Here is a 15,129-nt window from a genome sequence, read left to right on the forward strand (position 1 = left end):
CACAGGGCGGCGGTTTTCAACTTGTCCCAGGTAGCCTGTGATTCTTTGTGGACGAACACCGTTGCTGCCCCGAATGGTAAGGAGCCCGGCTCGTCTAGGGTTCGAAGTGAACGGAAACGGCGTCCTGCCCCGGGACGGCAGCAATAATGGACTGCGCGAGGTCCCGCATTTTGACGTTGCGTGAGGTTGATGCACGGCGGAGCAGGCCCACAGCGGCGGTTTGGTTGCATTGGTTCTGCGCCATGACAATGCCAACAGCGAGGTCAATTGGTGTTCTGTTGGCGATGGCCGCATAGAGATTCTGGAGTGTTTCAGCCAAGTCGGCAATCCGTAGGGCTGGGCGAAGGCGCCTGGCGGCATCCAGTGCGAACCTTTCCATTGCGCTAATCTCATCCTCCGAGAACGCAGCCGTACGGTTGGCGCATACGCTGAGCACCGCATTTCCCTGATCTTCGGCCCACAGCGGTACGGAAACGGCTGATCTGATCCCCTGGGCCAAAGCGGTTCGGCTGAACCGGGGCCAGCGCCCATCCTGGGCGAGGTCCCCAAGGACCACCGTGTGCGAGTCGGCGATTGCCCCCAGTGCCGGCCCTTCGTGGAATCTGTTCTGCAGATCAACCAGGGTTGTGGCCAATGCGCCAGTGCACGCGCTTGTAAGGGATCCGCTTGGTCGGCGCAGCGTAATGCCGCACTCAACCCCAGGGCGGCGAGCGATGACAGCATCGGCCTGACGGACAAGCTGGCCGAGGAGTTCGCCAATGTCCTCTTCCTGCAGGTCCAGTACGGGCTGTGCCGCACTGGTAGCCTCCGCTGTTACTGGAGGTTTATTGAGGGTCATTACCTGCCCGCCAAGTGCCTGGCCGTACCTCACTTCCGGGTATTGGGCATGATGTGAAGGGGTAGTTGATCTGGCATTGGCGCTGCGGTCCTCTATGAGCCCGTGCTCGACGCATTCGCGGACGTCCGCAATTGCCGCGGCGATGGCGCGTTTTTCGGCGTAGGGTCCCGACTCGAGCAGGATTTCTCCGCCTGCCGCGATAAGCCGGTAACGAAGTTGAAAACGATGATCAGTGAAAATCTCAAAATGCCCCGGCATGATGGCCAGCTTTCAGATATCCGGCCGGTAACGGACATCCCGGCCTGGATTGTCGGCGCCAGCCCCCTTTTCCGGCGCAAACGGAATGTTTGCTGTCGCCCCTAATAGCGGATCGGTGAGTCAAGTTATGCGACCTTCTTAGGCTACCGCGGCCCAATGCGCAGAGAAAGTGTCCCGACATCGGCGGAAGAATGGCCTTGTCCAAGGGCTCACTCCGGAAGTTGCCGGGACGTATGTCTGTATTCCGCGAATTCCCCTAGACTCAACCAAAAGACACTCCTGGACCGACGTAAGGGAGTCCGGCACCCATGGGCGATGAACATACCTTGAGCTCCCCGGCGAAAGGGCGTGTGGACACGCTTCTCCGCGAATTCGTGGAGCGTGCAGACGAATTGCTGCACGCCCAGGAACAGATGAACGGTTTGCTCGCGGCAGTCGTGTCAATTGCCGAGGATCTTAGCCTGGAAGCCGTCCTTGATCGCGTCGTCAAATCAGCCTGCGTGCTGCTGGACGCAAAATACGGAGCGCTGGGGGTGATCGGCGAAGACCAGCGTCTCAGCCACTTCATCACAGTAGGTATCGACGATGACGGCATCAGATCCATTGGCGATCTCCCGACTGGCCATGGGGTATTGGGGCATCTCATCCGGGAGCCGACGCCTCTGCGGCTCCACGACCTGCGCCATCATCCAATGGCCGTGGGATTCCCTGAAAACCACCCGCCCATGAAGACCTTCCTTGGCGTTCCGATCCGGGTCAGGGACGTCGTTTTTGGCAATTTGTATCTCACGGAAAAGAGCAATGGCCAGGACTTCAACGCGGCCGACCAGGAACTTGCCATCGCTCTTGCAGCGGCAGCCGGTGTTGCCATCCAGAATGCCCGCCTTTTCGATGAGAGTCGTCGCCGGCAGCGGTGGTTGGAAGCCGGAATGGAGCTGGGCGGGCGCCTGATTGCCAATCAGTCCGACGGTGGCTCCGGCAACCTTGACCGCGTTGCTGAAGCTGCCCTGCGGGCCTCTGACTCCATTCTGGGGGTCGTTGCCGTACCGACCCCTGGTGGAGTACTGCGCTGCCGCTCGGCCGTCGGGGTGCAGGGGTTGTACTCGGGCCAGGAACTTCCAGGCACTGACGTCGTGGCATCGGTGCTGGAAACGGGAGAATCCGAGCTGGTGCGGGACGCGGCGACGGTGTTCGGGGCCAGCGTGTCGGAAAAGCTGGGAACCGTACTGGTCTCCGCCCTGGGACACCGCGGGACTGGGAACGGAGTCCTGCTGCTGGCGCGTGCTGTAGGTGGCCCCCTTTACACGCGCTCAGACGTCGAATCGAGCGCCTTGTTTGGCAGCAGGGTCGGTCTCGCCCTGGACCTTGCGCGGGTCAGCGCACTTCGCGAGCAAGCACTCCTGCTGACGGACCGCGAACGAATCGCCCGGGATCTGCACGACCTCGTGATCCAACGCCTCTTTGCCGCTGGACTGGGGATTCAGAACCTTCGGCGCTTTATGGAGGATCCTGCAGCGCTGGAGCGTATGGAGGACGTGACGTCGGAACTGGACTACACCATCCGAACGCTCCGGCAGACCATTGAGCAACTCCGCTCGGACGAATCCAAGGACGCCCCGTAAGTGGCGTTGTGACCTAAGACTCTGGTCGCCGTCGGTCTTTCACGGCAATCTGGCAGGACAAATGCTTTGCTCGGTGGGAGGACGGTTATGAACAGTTCAGGTTCCGCAGGCTCCATCATCGTAGGAGTCGACGGCTCGGATGCATCAATCGCTGCCCTCAGGGAAGCCCAACGCCTGGCTTTGCCCTTGGGCTCTGAGGTGGTTGCGACGGCGTTCTGGGAGTATCCCCGTGTTTATGACGGCTACGTAGCCATGGGAATCACCGGCTTCGAGGAAGCCGCGGGGGAGATCCTCAAGCAATCCGTGGAAAAAGCATTCGGTCCTGCCATTCCGGACAACGTCGTTTCCCGCCTGGTCCGCAGTCATCCCCGGCAGGGGCTGATCGAGGCAAGCCGCGACGCGGATCTGATCGTTGTTGGACGGCGCGGACATGGTGGGTTCGGTGGGCTGCTGGTGGGATCGGTCAGCTCAGCATGCGTCGCACACGCCCATTGTCCGGTTCTCGTTGTGCATGAGCCTGAGAGGGATTCGACGGCGGACAACGGCAGGATCCAGTAGAAGTGTTCCGGGGTCTTTTGGCCCTACGTCCCGATGCCCAGGGCTTCCTAGGCTCGCAGTAGACGACGGGTGAACGCACCCGCCCAATGGAGGAGATGAAGATGACACTGCCAAACACTGAGCCTGGCCGGATCGATGGAGCACGGCATGTCAGCGAAGACCTAAGCAAAGACCAGTGCTGGGAATTGCTCCGTTCGCAGACTACCGGCAGGGTTGGATTCGTGCATCACGGGAGGGTGATGATCCTTCCTGTTAACCACTTGATCCACAGGAAAAATATCTACTTTCGTACAGCTGCCGAAGGGCTTATCGGCGAGCCATTTGCACGGATGCAGGTATCGTTCCAGGTTGACGACTTCCGGATGGACAGGAGTGAAGGCTGGTCTGTGCTCGCCAGTGGTCCGTCTTCCCATGTCGTAGAGCCTGAGCTGTTGACCGAGCTCTGGGGCAAGGCCATGGCCGAGCCTTGGGCAGGCGGTGGACGTGACCTCTTCGTCCGTATTCAGGTCGTCGAGATGACAGGCCGGCACGTCTACTTGGCCTGACAGCACCCATGGGCCATGCGTGGCGGAACGAGGAATCGACCATGAATGACAACGAGCTGATCGTCGTTGGCTACGACGGTTCACACGAGGCAGACAGGGCCGTGCAGTGGGCTGCCCGGCTGGCCAACAAGAGAAAATGCCCGCTGCAAGTGGTGCATTGCTCGCTCTGGCCAGTTATAACCCACAACCTGGAACCTGTGCCTGGAATCGCCGAAAGCGGCCTGCGCCACGCCGCCGAGTCGGTCGTTTCCGAAGGAGTAGCCCGCGTTCATGAGGTGTCGGCTGACGTTGAGGTCACAACAAGCCTGGTGTATGGCTGGCCGGCAGAGAACCTGCGCAAATTGGCCTCACACGCTTCCCTCCTGGTTGTGGGTACGCGCGGCATTGGCGGATTCCTGGGCCTGCTGGTTGGATCGGTCAGCCTCGAGCTGGCCGCCACGGCGGCCTGTCCCGTGGCCGTCATCGGGCCCGTGGAGCGTCCCGGCGGACCCGTCGTTGTCGGAATCGACGGGGAAGACTGGGAGGCGACGCTCAGGTATGCAGCGTCCTTCGCATCCCAAGCCCAAGCGAGCCTAAGGGTTGTGCACGTTCGCAGAAAGCACGACGGCCATGACCCGGCTGAGGGCCCTGGCGCCCGGGAAATGCTCGACTCCGCATTACGTACCGTACGCAACACGTCGCCTGGGCTGGAGGTGGCGGATGTCCTGCTGACTGGAACATCCGTCGCAGGAACACTCTTGAGCGCGGCAAGTGATGCACAGGTTGTCGTTGTGGGGAGTTCCGGTCTCGGCCTCGTTAAAGGCAGTATTGGTTCGACTGCCCATGCCGTGCTCCACCACGCCGGCTGCCCGGTGATTGTCGTCAGGCACACCAAGCCATAACAGAAGGCTGGTCGTGGCAGCGAAGGATCCTGAACCTGAAGGTCCCCCGAACACCTGAAGGGCCCCGGAACGTTTGGATCCAGGGCCCGTTCAAGCTACAGCGCTCAGGCTACTCGGAGTGCTTCACCGTATGGACGCGGGTGATGATGGTCGGGCACGGCAGCTTGCTGAGAACTGAGTGTGCCGTGGATCCCAACAGAAGACGCTTGAAACCGCCATGCCCCTTGCTGCCGACAACCAGCAAGCGTGCAGTAGCGGCGGCGGCGATAAGTGCCTCGGCCGGTCCCATGTGGGTCTCCAGAACCTGATGCACAATGAGGTCTGGGTAGGTGTCGGCAAGTCCTGCAACCGTTTCGGCCAACACCACGCGTTCTTCCTCGGCGACGATTTCTGAGAAGTTTCCTGGGGGCATGCCGCGGCTAACCACCGGCTCGGGCAGCCGGAAGGCGTGGAGCACGGTAAGTTCCTGCCCTTCCCGATCTGCCTCGGCTGCGGCAAACGCAACGGCTTGCGTGGACTCTTCCGAGCCGTCCACGCCGACGAGGACGCCGTGCCGGTTCGCCAGATCGTGCTCTCCTATAACTGCCACGGGGCAGTGGGCCACGGCGGCAACCTGCAGCGCACGGTCAGTGAGGGACCCCCCAACCCAGCTGTGCCCGGACCCGATAACCACCATCGAGGCCTTCTTTGACTTCTTACGCAGCGCGTATCCGGCCCCTCCTGACACCAAATCGGTGCTTATTTCGACAGTCGGCTCAAGTTTGCTGGCCCGGTCCTTGGCCGTTACAAGGAATTTGTCACCGGATTCCCGGATCCATTCGTTGTACCCAACGGCGTCATATGCCCAGCGGTCATCCACTGCGTGAACAAGCTGGACCGGCAATTTCAGGGCGGCCGCCCTCTGCATGGCCCACCGCGTGGCAGCGTCGCTACTGGGGGAGTCGCTGACACCAACGACAATTGCTTCCTTCATGGCTGGTCCCGTTCTTCTTGGATGTTTCCCCGGAAGGGTGAGGCCGGGGCTTTGTGAGTCCAGTTTCTGCCTTCCTTTTCCTGGGAGTTAGGGCCGGAAGTCCTACTAGGCCCAGTCCGGGCGGACACTGGGGCCTCTCCTGTCCCGGGTTGGCCCCCGGCTATTCCGGCGCCTCGACTGAGATGGCCTCCAGATATTCCGGAACCCGTGCTTTCCAACCCAATTCACGCTTGATTCGAAGACGCAACGCGTCTGAGGCTTCCGGTTCACCGTGCGTGACGTAGGTCATCCTTGGCGCCTGCGGAGCCGAACGCATCCACCGGATGATGGCGTCGGCGTCGGCATGTGCACTGAAACCCTCGAGTTGGATCACTTCGGCGCGTATCGGAACGTCGTGTCCATAGACCCTGAGCTCACGTGCACCGCCCGCAAGCGCCGCACCGCGGGTTCCGGCGGCTTGGTAACCACTCAGCACCAGGGCGTTCTTTGGATCGGAGCCATACGCCTCTATGTGGTGCAGGATCCTCCCGCCGGTCAACATTCCGCTGGCTGAGATGATGATCATCGGCCCCCCACGGAGGTTGAGGAGCTTTGAGTCATCCGCGCTTCTGGTCATGGTGGCGAGCTGGTACATGTTTTTGAATTCCTCAGGACGCAAGCGATGCTCCTCCGGATGCTGCTGGTACATGTAAGAGGCGTCGATGGCCATGGGACTGTTGAGGTAAACCGGTACGTCCGGGATGCGTCCATTACGGCGAAGACGGGCCAACTGCAGCATCAATGTTTCGGCACGTCCCACTGCGAACGCCGCGATGAGGATTACCCCTCCACGTTTGATGACACGGTTGACTACTTCTCCGAGTTCATTTTCAGAGCTGCCCAAGGGATGTGCACGGTTGCCGTACGTGGACTCGGTGACCAGGATGTCAACAGCACCAAGTTCGCGCGGCGGGTACATGAAGGGATCGTCCGTCCTGCCCAGGTCACCAGTGAAATGGACGGAGTGCCCGCCCACTCGGACATGGATTTGGGCCGCCCCCAGGATGTGGCCTGCCGGGACAAAAGTGGCCTCAACTCCGTGGCCTAGGTCGACGGTGGCATCGAAATGCACTGGCCTGAAGCTGTTAAGTGATGTGACGGCGTCCGCGGCGGTGTAGAGCGGAAGGGCAGGCACGTGGACTGAGGAGCCCGTTTGGCTTGCGTAGCGGGCTTCCTCTTCCTGCAGATGGCCGCTGTCAGGCAGCAGCAGTTTGCAAAGCTGGTTGGTTCCATGCGTCGCGTAGACGGGCCCGCGAAAACCATCCCGGACCAAGACCGGGACGTAACCCGTGTGGTCCAAATGGGCATGGGTCAGAAGTATGGCGTCAATGGAGGAAGGCGTAACCGGGAAGGGCCTGCGATTGCGTTCCCGAAGCCGCTTATAACCTTGGAAGAGCCCGCAGTCAACGAGTACCCGCGAGCCTTGGAATTCAAGGAGATACCGCGAACCTGTGACCGTATCCGTTGCGCCGAGAAAGCGGAGTCTGGGGACGTGCTTGTTATGCATGGGGACCTATCAACGTTGGCCGGCAGTTTTTTGCAGGGGGATTCGGGGAAGCATCTGGCGCCGGGCGATGCTCCGGCGCCAGATATTTGTCCTTGCTAGGACGACGGCATGACGTGGTGATGCCGGTATTCCTGGGTACTGGGTTTTATTGCCAATGCGGTAACTACCAACGCAACGGCGCCGGCAATCCACGCGCTCCAGGCCGCGCCCGTGGCAGAAGTGAAGCCGGCTACCCACGGCGCCAGCAGCAGGGCCACGGCAATAATGGCTTGTGCCCATTCCGCGGCAGGCATCCCCGGCATGGCAAGGTTAACGACCCCGCCGATGACAAGGAGTATGCCCAGCGTGACCATTACCGCCGTCGAGGACCCCATTTGACTGGTCCACAGCACTGAGAGGGCCGCATAGGCGCCGGCTGCGACAACGGTCCAGTCCTGCCATCGCGTCCATTTCTTCATGGTGTTCTTGCTCCTTCATTGTCTGGAAACACCGCCTGCCTCTGCAGGACGGCTTCCGGTCTCCCGTATTCCCAGCGTCCGTTCAAACCACATGGCACAACAGGGCCGAAAGTCACGAGGCGGCAGGGTCCTTGGGCCCTTGTGACCCGGCGAGGAGGTCGGCAACAATTTGGAGGTGTTGAAAGATCGGCATGTGCGGTGCCCCCCGCCGGAGAGGATAATCATGAATCGCATAGAGGAATCCGGCCAGGACATCACGGCTCAGCCCATCAGTAGGGCGCAGCCCATCCGCGTCTTCATACTCGACGACCACGAATTGGTACGCCGGGGTTTGCAGGAGTTGCTGGAAAGCGAAGGGTTCGAGGTGGTTGGCATGTCCGGGTCTGCCGAGGAGGCGACACGCCGGATACCAGCCCTGCACCCCGACGTAGCGGTCTTGGATGCGCGGCTTCCGGACGGGACAGGAATCGAAGTTTGCCGGGACGTCCGCTCCGTGGACCCTCGCCTCAACTGTTTGATTCTGACCAGCTACGACGACGAGCAGGCACTGCGGGGAGCAGTCCTGGCTGGCGCTGCCGGTTACATACTCAAGGAAATTGGCGGCACGGATCTCCTGGGCGCCTTACGACGGGCAGCCCGCGGCGAATCGTTGTTCGATGAGTCCGTCAAGGCTCGGATCATCAAGGGACTGACGGAGCCCAAACGGCTGGACCCGCGCGTAGCGTCCCTGACCCCGCAGGAGCGGCGTGTCCTGGACTACGTCGGCCAAGGCATGACCAACCGCCAGATTGGCGAGGAGATGCTCCTGGCAGAGAAGACTGTCAAGAACTATGTCTCGTCATTGTTGGCGAAACTGGGTTTTGAGCGCCGGACCCAGGCCGCGGTTTTCATGGCCCACACGCCAGGGGACGACTCAGGACGAGGTCGCTGACAGGCAGGTTGACCCGCTCACCGCAACGGAACGGTCCATGTCAGCGAGGTACCTTTGCCCGGGGTGCTGGTGATGGTGCATGAACCATTGAGTTCAGCGGCCCGGCGGATCATGTTCCCCAGCCCATTGCCGGACCCGGGCTCCTTGAATCCGCGGCCATCATCGGCCAGCTCCATGATCAGGGCGCCGTCTTCCACTGCCACGGCAACGGTGATGGTTTCTGCCCCCGAATGGCGGACGGCGTTGCTGAGGCTTTCTGTAATGACTGCCAACAGGTGCTCTACGACAACCTCGTCTTCCAAGGCGTCCACGGCACCTGTCAGTGTCAGGTGAGGTGCATGTGGCAGGGCCTTTGCCCCCGCATGTATGGTCCGCAGGATCCGGCTACTCAAGAGCTCACGTTCACGGGTATTGGCCCGCAGCGAGTAGATAGTATTCCGAAGATCGCGGATGCTGGTGTCGAGCTCGTCCGTTATGGCATCGATTCGCCCTGCAGCAGAGCCTGTGGAAGTGAAGCGACGCAGGCTTTGGATGCTCAGTCCTGCGGCGAAGAGCCGTTGAATCACCAGATCATGAAGATCCCGCCCGATCCTGTCCCGGTCGGTAAAGACCACCAACTGCTCACGTAAGCGATGAATACGGTCAAGGGCCAGAGCCAAGGCCACGTGTGAGCCGTAGACGGATGCCATATCAATATCGGTGGCGGAGAAGGCCCCGGTGCCGGGCGAACGGCCCAGTATGAGGAATCCCTGATGGGTGCCCTGGGCGCTGAGGTCCACCATGAGCAATTTTCCCGGCTGCCCATCGCCTGTGCCGTCAACGAGTCTCCAAGGATCATCGAAGGTGGTGGCTGCCCCGTCCAAGGTACCGGCGCCGACATCCGCGGAATCCACGGATAGCACCCGACCCCTGAGTGCGACGCTGTTTATTCCGGCGAAACCCTCCACAGTGTAGCCCCCGGGCCGCTCGGCGGCAGGCAGCAGGACCAAGGCCAGCTTCGCCTCGGATTCCAGCAAAGCCCTGCTTGCGATCAGGTCCAGGGATGCACTTTCGGGCTGGCCGTCCTCAAGCATCCTGCCGGTGATGTCCAGGCAGGCTTCGAGCCACGATGTCCGGCGACGGGCGTCCTCGTAGAGGCGCGCGTTCTCAATGGCCACGCCGGCTGCGGCCGCCAAGGCAATCGCCAGATCCTCGTCCTCCGGCGTGAAGTCCTCGCCGCCGTTCTTTTCCGTCAGGTAGAGGTTCCCAAAGACCGTGTCCCGGACCCGGACCGGTACACCGAGGAACGATTTCATTGGAGGATGGTGCCGGGGAAAGCCATACGCTTTGGGATGCTGGCTGAGATCATGGAGCCGCAGCGGCGCGGGCTCAGTGATCAGGAGACCAAGGACCCCGTGGCCGGTGGGAAGAGGGCCGATCCGGCTGGCCAGGTGGTCATCGATGCCGACGGTGATGAAGTGACTGAGTGCGTTGTCCTCGCCGATGACGCCCAGAGCGCCATAGCGTGCTTGGAGGAGATCGCAGGCGGATCTTACAACCCGCTCCAACACGGATTCGAGGCTCAGATCCTCCGCCACGGCCACCACCGCTTCCAGCAGCCCCCGTGTTCTCTCCTGCGCCTGGAGCAGTTCTCCCGCCCGGGCCATGAAGTCTTTCAGGAGATCTTCCAACTGGACTCCCGGCGCGCTCGGGGGCTCGTTGCGTGCTTCCTCCGGAGAGTCGTTCATCGTCGCCTTTCGACCGGGACCGGCAACACCCTGCGAGGTGCCGCAGCCATCTACGGTGCCAGCCTACTCCGGGGCCATTCAGGCCTCCACAGTTGGCTGGGTAGGGGGCTTTGGGCCCTGTCGCAATGCCGTGGGCCGGCTTAGTGTCATCGCATGACGAACAAACCAGCTATCCCCGAGGCAGAGAACCTGGACATCAAGCAATGCTGGGAACTGCTGCGCAGTGTGTCAGTGGGGCGCCTGGCAGTCTGGGCAGGCGACCATCCCGACATCTTCCCCATTAATTACAAGGTCGATCACGGAACCTTGGTGTTCCGCACTGGCGAAGGCACAAAGCTCCATGCAGCCTTGGGGGCAACACCTGTAGCGGTGGAGGCGGATGGGGTGGACTCCGGATCCGGTATTGCCTGGAGCGTCGTGATCAAGGGGACAACAGAAAGCATCAAGTTGACACAGGATGTGCTGGACACTGTTGGCCTTTTGCTCTTTCCTTGGCAGGCTGGCCGGAAGGACCATTTTGTCCGCGTTGTCCCAACTTCCATGACCGGGCGACGCTTCAAAGTGACGCCGCCCCTGACGTGGTGGAGCCCCTTGGACGATGCCACCCGCGCAGGTTTGGAGTAGTGGCCGGCCCGCACTGGCCCGGGACCAACGGCCCTAACGACGCCGACGTGCCGCCGCTAGCGTCGAGGGCATGAAGACAAAGCCTGATGCCGTAGTAGAACGGCTGGCCCCGGACGAATGTTGGGACCTGTTGGGTGAGACCAACGTTGGCCGGCTTGCCGTCCTGGTTGATGGACACCCCGATGTCTTTCCGGTGAACTACGTCCTGGACGGAGACAGCATCGTCTTCCGTACAGGTGCTGGTACAAAATTCTGGAGCACCATGACCACCCCCTGCGCCTTGGAAATCGACGGTTACCGGGCACTCAGCGGAAAAGCCTGGAGTGTGGTCGTTCGGGGCCGGACAACCCTGATCCTGGACCGGGAGGAAAGGGCCGAGGTCGACGCACTGGGGCTCGATCCCTGGCAACCCGGCAGCAAGAACTACTACGTGCGCCTTACTCCGGACGCCGTCACCGGCCGCCGCTTTACGACCAAGCGGCCGGACCTCTGGGGAACCCCGTTGAACGACGCGCGCACCGATACTTTCCACTAACCCACTCCCAAACTGCCTTGCACGCGTGCTGGACGGCAGCCTGCAAGGCAACGCACAGGACGGATCAGCACCATGAAAGCCCTTGTTTACGGCGGTCCAGGAACCAAGACGTGGAAAGATGTTCCGGATCCAGGCATCACAGAGCCCACGGATGCGATTGTGCGCATCGACACAACCACCATTTGCGGGACCGATCTGCATATCCTCAAAGGCGACGTACCTGCGGTGGAACCTGGACGGATCCTCGGCCATGAAGGCGTGGGTACCGTCATGGAGGTTGGCAGTTCAGTTAGCGGAATCAGGGCAGGAGACCGTGTGATCATCTCTTGCATCAAGTCCTGCGGACACTGCGTCAATTGTCGGAAAGGGCTGTTCTCGCATTGCCTTGGAGACGAAGGGCAGGTGGGTACGGGCTGGATTTTCGGTCATCTCATTGACGGGACGCAGGCGGAGTTCGTTCGGGTTCCCTACGCGGACAACTCACTTCACAAGCTTCCGCACGGTGTCAGCGATGATGAGGCCGTCATGTTGTCCGACATCCTTCCCACGGCCTTTGAGATCGGTGTTCTGGATGGCCGCGTAGCTCCCGGCGACATTATCGCCGTAGTGGGGGCCGGACCCATTGGCCTGGCAGCCATGGCGACGGCGGGACTCTGCGGCGCGTCGACGATCATCGCCATCGACCCCAACGAAAGCCGCCTTGCAAGGGCCGCCGATTTCGGTGCAACGCACACCGTCAACCCCGAAAGCCCGGACTGGATCAGCGACGTCCTGGCCCTCACGGATGGTGCCGGCGTTGACGTTGCCATGGAAGCGGTGGGGATACCGGAGACTTTCGAGATGGCACTGCGGCTGGTGCGTCCAGGAGGCAATGTGGCCAATATCGGCGTTCATGGGAAGCCCATTCAACTGCCCTTGCAGGACTTGTGGATCCGCAATATCAACATCAGCATGGGCCTGGTCAACACGAACACCACCCCGATGCTCCTGCGCTTGGTTGCCCAGCACAAGCTGCCCGCAGAGAAGTTCGCCACCCATCACTTTTCCCTCGACCGGATCATGGATGCCTATGACACCTTTTCAAGGGCCGCCGAAACGGAGGCATTGAAAGTGGTAATCAGCAGGACTCCCCATGACTGAACCTTCGCCGTGAGACATCGTTTGGTGGCGCTGGTTGCGCGCTTTCCGTTGGTGGCCGGCACTGTGCTGGCCATGCTCGGCGTGGCGGCGCTGGCTATCAGCGGGAACAATGCCGCAGCCCAGGGGACGGCCACCATCTACTCGCTCTCGGTAGCGCTCTACCGCGCCGGAGGCATGGTCAAGGGCCTTTTTCAAGGACGCTGGGGTATTGACCTTTTGGCCGTAACAGCCATCTGTTCCACCGCCATTGTCGGGGAGTACATCGCATCACTTGTCATTGTTCTCATGCTGACCGGTGGCGAAGCGTTGGAGGACTTTGCCCACGGCCGCGCCACCAAGGAGCTCCGCGCCCTATTGGAACGTACCCCGCGTATTGCCCACCGTGAGGAAGCCGGTGGGAGCGTGGAAGATGTCGGCGTAGACGACGTTGGTCCCGGTGACATTCTGCTGGTGAAGCCGGCTGAAACGGTCCCCGTGGACGGTAGGCTGCTGTCCGACGTCGGGACCTTTGACGAGTCCGCGCTGACAGGCGAAAGCCTGCCGGCGGAGCGACTGGCGGGAGACTTGCTGCTCAGTGGCTCCGTGAACGGGGCCGACGCGATCCGGATGGTGGCCACGGCTTCTGCAGGCGATTCCCAGTACAGCCAGATTGTTGCCTTGGTGAGGGAGGCCGCGGCGAGTCGTGCACCTACGGTTCGCCTGGCTGACAGATATGCCGTGCCGTTCACCCTGGTTGCCTTTGTCCTTGCCGGGGCGGCCTGGTGGCTTAGCCAGGATCCAGTCCGGTTTGTGCAGGTGCTCGTTGTTGCGACGCCGTGTCCCTTGCTGATTGCCGCGCCCGTCGCCTTCCTTGCCGGCACCAGCCGGGCCGCCAAGGCCGGCATCATCATCAAGAATGCAGGTACGTTGGAGCAGCTCAGCCGCGTGAAGACAGCTGTGTTCGATAAGACCGGTACTCTCACCCAAGGCAGACCTGTCCTGACCGGGATTCGCCTTTCTGCGGGGGCAGGCCTGTCAATAGACGAGCTGTTGCAGCTGGCGGCATCGGCTGAGCAGTATTCGTCGCACATCTTTGCGGCCTCCGTCATTGCGGCGGCACGCGAGCGGGGCTTACCGTTGCTGCCGGCGACGGACGCCAGCGAACACGCCACCAATGGCGTGGGTGCCGATGTCGGAACCCGGAGGGTGGTGGTGGGAAAGCCGGCGTTCGTCGAGGAAAATACGGCAGGCTTTGAAAGAACGCCCCTGGAGGGAGGGCAACTCGCGGTCTACGTGGGTGTGGGGGGAAAGTTTGCCGGGACGCTCATCATGAGTGATCCCTTGCGGGCAAATGCTGTGGAAACACTTACGGAACTCCGCAGGCTTGGTGTCACACAAACCATGCTGTTGACCGGCGACGCGTCGTCGACCGCCCATCACATCGCCGAAACCGCTGGGATCGGCAATGTCCAGGCGGAGTGTCTGCCTTCCGACAAGGTCGCCACCGTTGCAGCCCTCCCTGTGCGGCCGGTCATGATGGTTGGTGACGGGGTCAACGACGCCCCTGTCCTGGCGGCGGCCGACGTCGGCATCGCCATGGGCGCCAAAGGTGCCACTGCGGCAAGTGAATCGGCGGACGTGGTCATCATGCTCGACGACCTCTCAAGAGCCGCGTTTGCGGTGGACATCGGCCAGCACACCATGCGGATCGCCCGCACGAGCATCTGGACAGGCATACTCCTGAGCTTAGGCCTGATGGCCGTGGCAATGTTGGGCGTGATCCCCGCCGTGGCCGGGGCGCTGCTTCAGGAATTCGTGGATTTGGCTACTATCCTGAATGCGCTCAGGGCGCTTGGTCCACGGCTGGCCAGCCCACATTCAAGGGCCCTTGGCCCCGCGTTCAGTAGCGCTCGGGTTCATCCCCAAGTTCAAAGTAACGGCCCTGGACGCGCGTTGGAGTGATCTCCACGTAGGTGTATTTGCGGGTCGGGATCCACGGTTTGAGGGGCAACTTGTCGGCCTCGTCGATTTCCGACTGCGACTCGATCACGCGCGCCGTCCCTTTGAGGACCACGCTCCAAGCTTCGGCGTCAACGATCTCTTCCACTTCGAAGGCAACCTTCTCATTGACGGTCAGCTCGGCAAGCTTGGTTCCCGGATTCGTCCTGAGAAGCAAACGCTTCTCGTGTGCGATGAAGTTCAAGGGGTAGATGTCCGGCTCGCCCAGGACGCTGACGGCCAAACGACCATGCTGGTTCCGTTCGAGGACCTTCCATGAGTCGGCTTCGGACAGGATAGTGCCTGGTCGCTCGTCATTTTCCACGGTCTTTCTCCTGCACTTGAGGTAGGGGCTGCCGGGCTGGAGGGCCTCTCACAGCTGATGTCCGTGATCCTACGGCTGGCCGTGTTGGCCCCAACAGGGTCGAAGGTCCTGTGGGCAGGCAGGGGACCATGACCTTCGGCTCTGGCTTCCGGGGCCTGTCCGGGAGAAGCTGTGAAGCAGCCAGTTCAGGT

15 protein-coding genes are annotated in these 15,129 nt (G+C 61.6%); 9 read left to right on the forward strand and 6 right to left on the reverse strand.

Going from position 1 to position 15,129, the window contains the following annotated elements; genetic code table 11:
• Positions 1-94: 94 nt before the first annotated feature.
• Positions 95-1,096 carry an ANTAR domain-containing protein gene (locus tag ACZ5G6_RS12130; protein ID WP_498685782.1) on the reverse strand — a complete coding sequence of 334 codons (1,002 nt, stop codon included), beginning with the start codon at positions 1,094-1,096 and terminating at the stop codon, positions 95-97.
• Positions 1,097-1,404: 308 nt separating this feature from the next.
• Between ACZ5G6_RS12130 and ACZ5G6_RS12135 the strand changes: the two genes are divergently transcribed.
• The 4 genes from ACZ5G6_RS12135 (at position 1,405) to ACZ5G6_RS12150 (ending at position 4,702) form a co-directional block, all read left to right on the forward strand.
• The gene (locus ACZ5G6_RS12135) at positions 1,405-2,718 is read left to right on the forward strand and encodes a sensor histidine kinase (protein ID WP_223932681.1); all 1,314 of its coding nucleotides are present in this window, start codon (positions 1,405-1,407) and stop codon (positions 2,716-2,718) included.
• A gap of 87 nt (positions 2,719-2,805) precedes the next feature.
• Entirely contained in the window at positions 2,806-3,276 is a 471-nt protein-coding gene (locus ACZ5G6_RS12140; RefSeq protein ID WP_223932682.1) for a universal stress protein, read from the forward strand.
• A gap of 101 nt (positions 3,277-3,377) precedes the next feature.
• Complete coding sequence (locus tag ACZ5G6_RS12145) at positions 3,378-3,821, forward strand: pyridoxamine 5'-phosphate oxidase family protein (RefSeq protein ID WP_223932683.1); 444 nt, start codon at positions 3,378-3,380, stop codon at positions 3,819-3,821.
• Between the two features lie 41 nt (positions 3,822-3,862).
• Positions 3,863-4,702: a universal stress protein gene (locus ACZ5G6_RS12150; protein ID WP_498685783.1), complete on the forward strand. Its 840-nt coding sequence runs from the start codon at positions 3,863-3,865 to the stop codon at positions 4,700-4,702.
• 109 nt (positions 4,703-4,811) lie between these two features.
• Here ACZ5G6_RS12150 and ACZ5G6_RS12155 read toward each other — a convergent pair whose 3' ends face one another.
• From ACZ5G6_RS12155 to ACZ5G6_RS12165, 3 genes are all read right to left on the reverse strand, one after another.
• The gene (locus tag ACZ5G6_RS12155; protein WP_223932685.1) at positions 4,812-5,675 is read right to left on the reverse strand and encodes a universal stress protein; all 864 of its coding nucleotides are present in this window, start codon (positions 5,673-5,675) and stop codon (positions 4,812-4,814) included.
• 160 nt (positions 5,676-5,835) lie between these two features.
• A complete protein-coding gene (locus tag ACZ5G6_RS12160) occupies positions 5,836-7,221 on the reverse strand; it encodes an MBL fold metallo-hydrolase RNA specificity domain-containing protein (RefSeq protein WP_498685784.1) in 1,386 nt (461 codons plus the stop codon).
• A gap of 95 nt (positions 7,222-7,316) precedes the next feature.
• On the reverse strand, positions 7,317-7,679 hold the full coding sequence (locus ACZ5G6_RS12165) for an SPW repeat protein (protein ID WP_223932687.1): 363 nt from the start codon (positions 7,677-7,679) through the stop codon (positions 7,317-7,319).
• Between the two features lie 223 nt (positions 7,680-7,902).
• Between ACZ5G6_RS12165 and ACZ5G6_RS12170 the strand changes: the two genes are divergently transcribed.
• Complete coding sequence (locus ACZ5G6_RS12170; RefSeq protein ID WP_223932688.1) at positions 7,903-8,610, forward strand: response regulator; 708 nt, start codon at positions 7,903-7,905, stop codon at positions 8,608-8,610.
• A 17-nt stretch (positions 8,611-8,627) separates the two neighbouring features.
• Here ACZ5G6_RS12170 and ACZ5G6_RS12175 read toward each other — a convergent pair whose 3' ends face one another.
• The gene (locus ACZ5G6_RS12175; protein ID WP_498685785.1) at positions 8,628-10,337 is read right to left on the reverse strand and encodes a GAF domain-containing sensor histidine kinase; all 1,710 of its coding nucleotides are present in this window, start codon (positions 10,335-10,337) and stop codon (positions 8,628-8,630) included.
• 153 nt (positions 10,338-10,490) lie between these two features.
• Between ACZ5G6_RS12175 and ACZ5G6_RS12180 the strand changes: the two genes are divergently transcribed.
• The 4 genes from ACZ5G6_RS12180 (at position 10,491) to ACZ5G6_RS12195 (ending at position 14,577) form a co-directional block, all read left to right on the forward strand.
• A complete protein-coding gene (locus ACZ5G6_RS12180; protein WP_498685786.1) occupies positions 10,491-10,961 on the forward strand; it encodes a pyridoxamine 5'-phosphate oxidase family protein in 471 nt (156 codons plus the stop codon).
• A gap of 70 nt (positions 10,962-11,031) precedes the next feature.
• The gene (locus ACZ5G6_RS12185) at positions 11,032-11,496 is read left to right on the forward strand and encodes a pyridoxamine 5'-phosphate oxidase family protein (protein ID WP_223932691.1); all 465 of its coding nucleotides are present in this window, start codon (positions 11,032-11,034) and stop codon (positions 11,494-11,496) included.
• A 72-nt stretch (positions 11,497-11,568) separates the two neighbouring features.
• Positions 11,569-12,636, forward strand: a complete 1,068-nt coding sequence (locus ACZ5G6_RS12190; protein WP_223932692.1) for a zinc-dependent alcohol dehydrogenase family protein — start codon at positions 11,569-11,571, stop codon at positions 12,634-12,636.
• 72 nt (positions 12,637-12,708) lie between these two features.
• The gene (locus ACZ5G6_RS12195; protein ID WP_498691846.1) at positions 12,709-14,577 is read left to right on the forward strand and encodes a heavy metal translocating P-type ATPase; all 1,869 of its coding nucleotides are present in this window, start codon (positions 12,709-12,711) and stop codon (positions 14,575-14,577) included.
• On the opposite strand, the gene ACZ5G6_RS12200 is transcribed toward ACZ5G6_RS12195, so the two are convergent.
• Positions 14,516-14,938: a pyridoxamine 5'-phosphate oxidase family protein gene (locus tag ACZ5G6_RS12200; RefSeq protein WP_223932693.1), complete on the reverse strand. Its 423-nt coding sequence runs from the start codon at positions 14,936-14,938 to the stop codon at positions 14,516-14,518. The genes ACZ5G6_RS12195 and ACZ5G6_RS12200 overlap by 62 nt on opposite strands.
• Between the last annotated feature and the right edge of the window lie 191 nt (positions 14,939-15,129).

The organism is Arthrobacter sp. TmtSoilC51 (genome assembly GCF_055388015.1).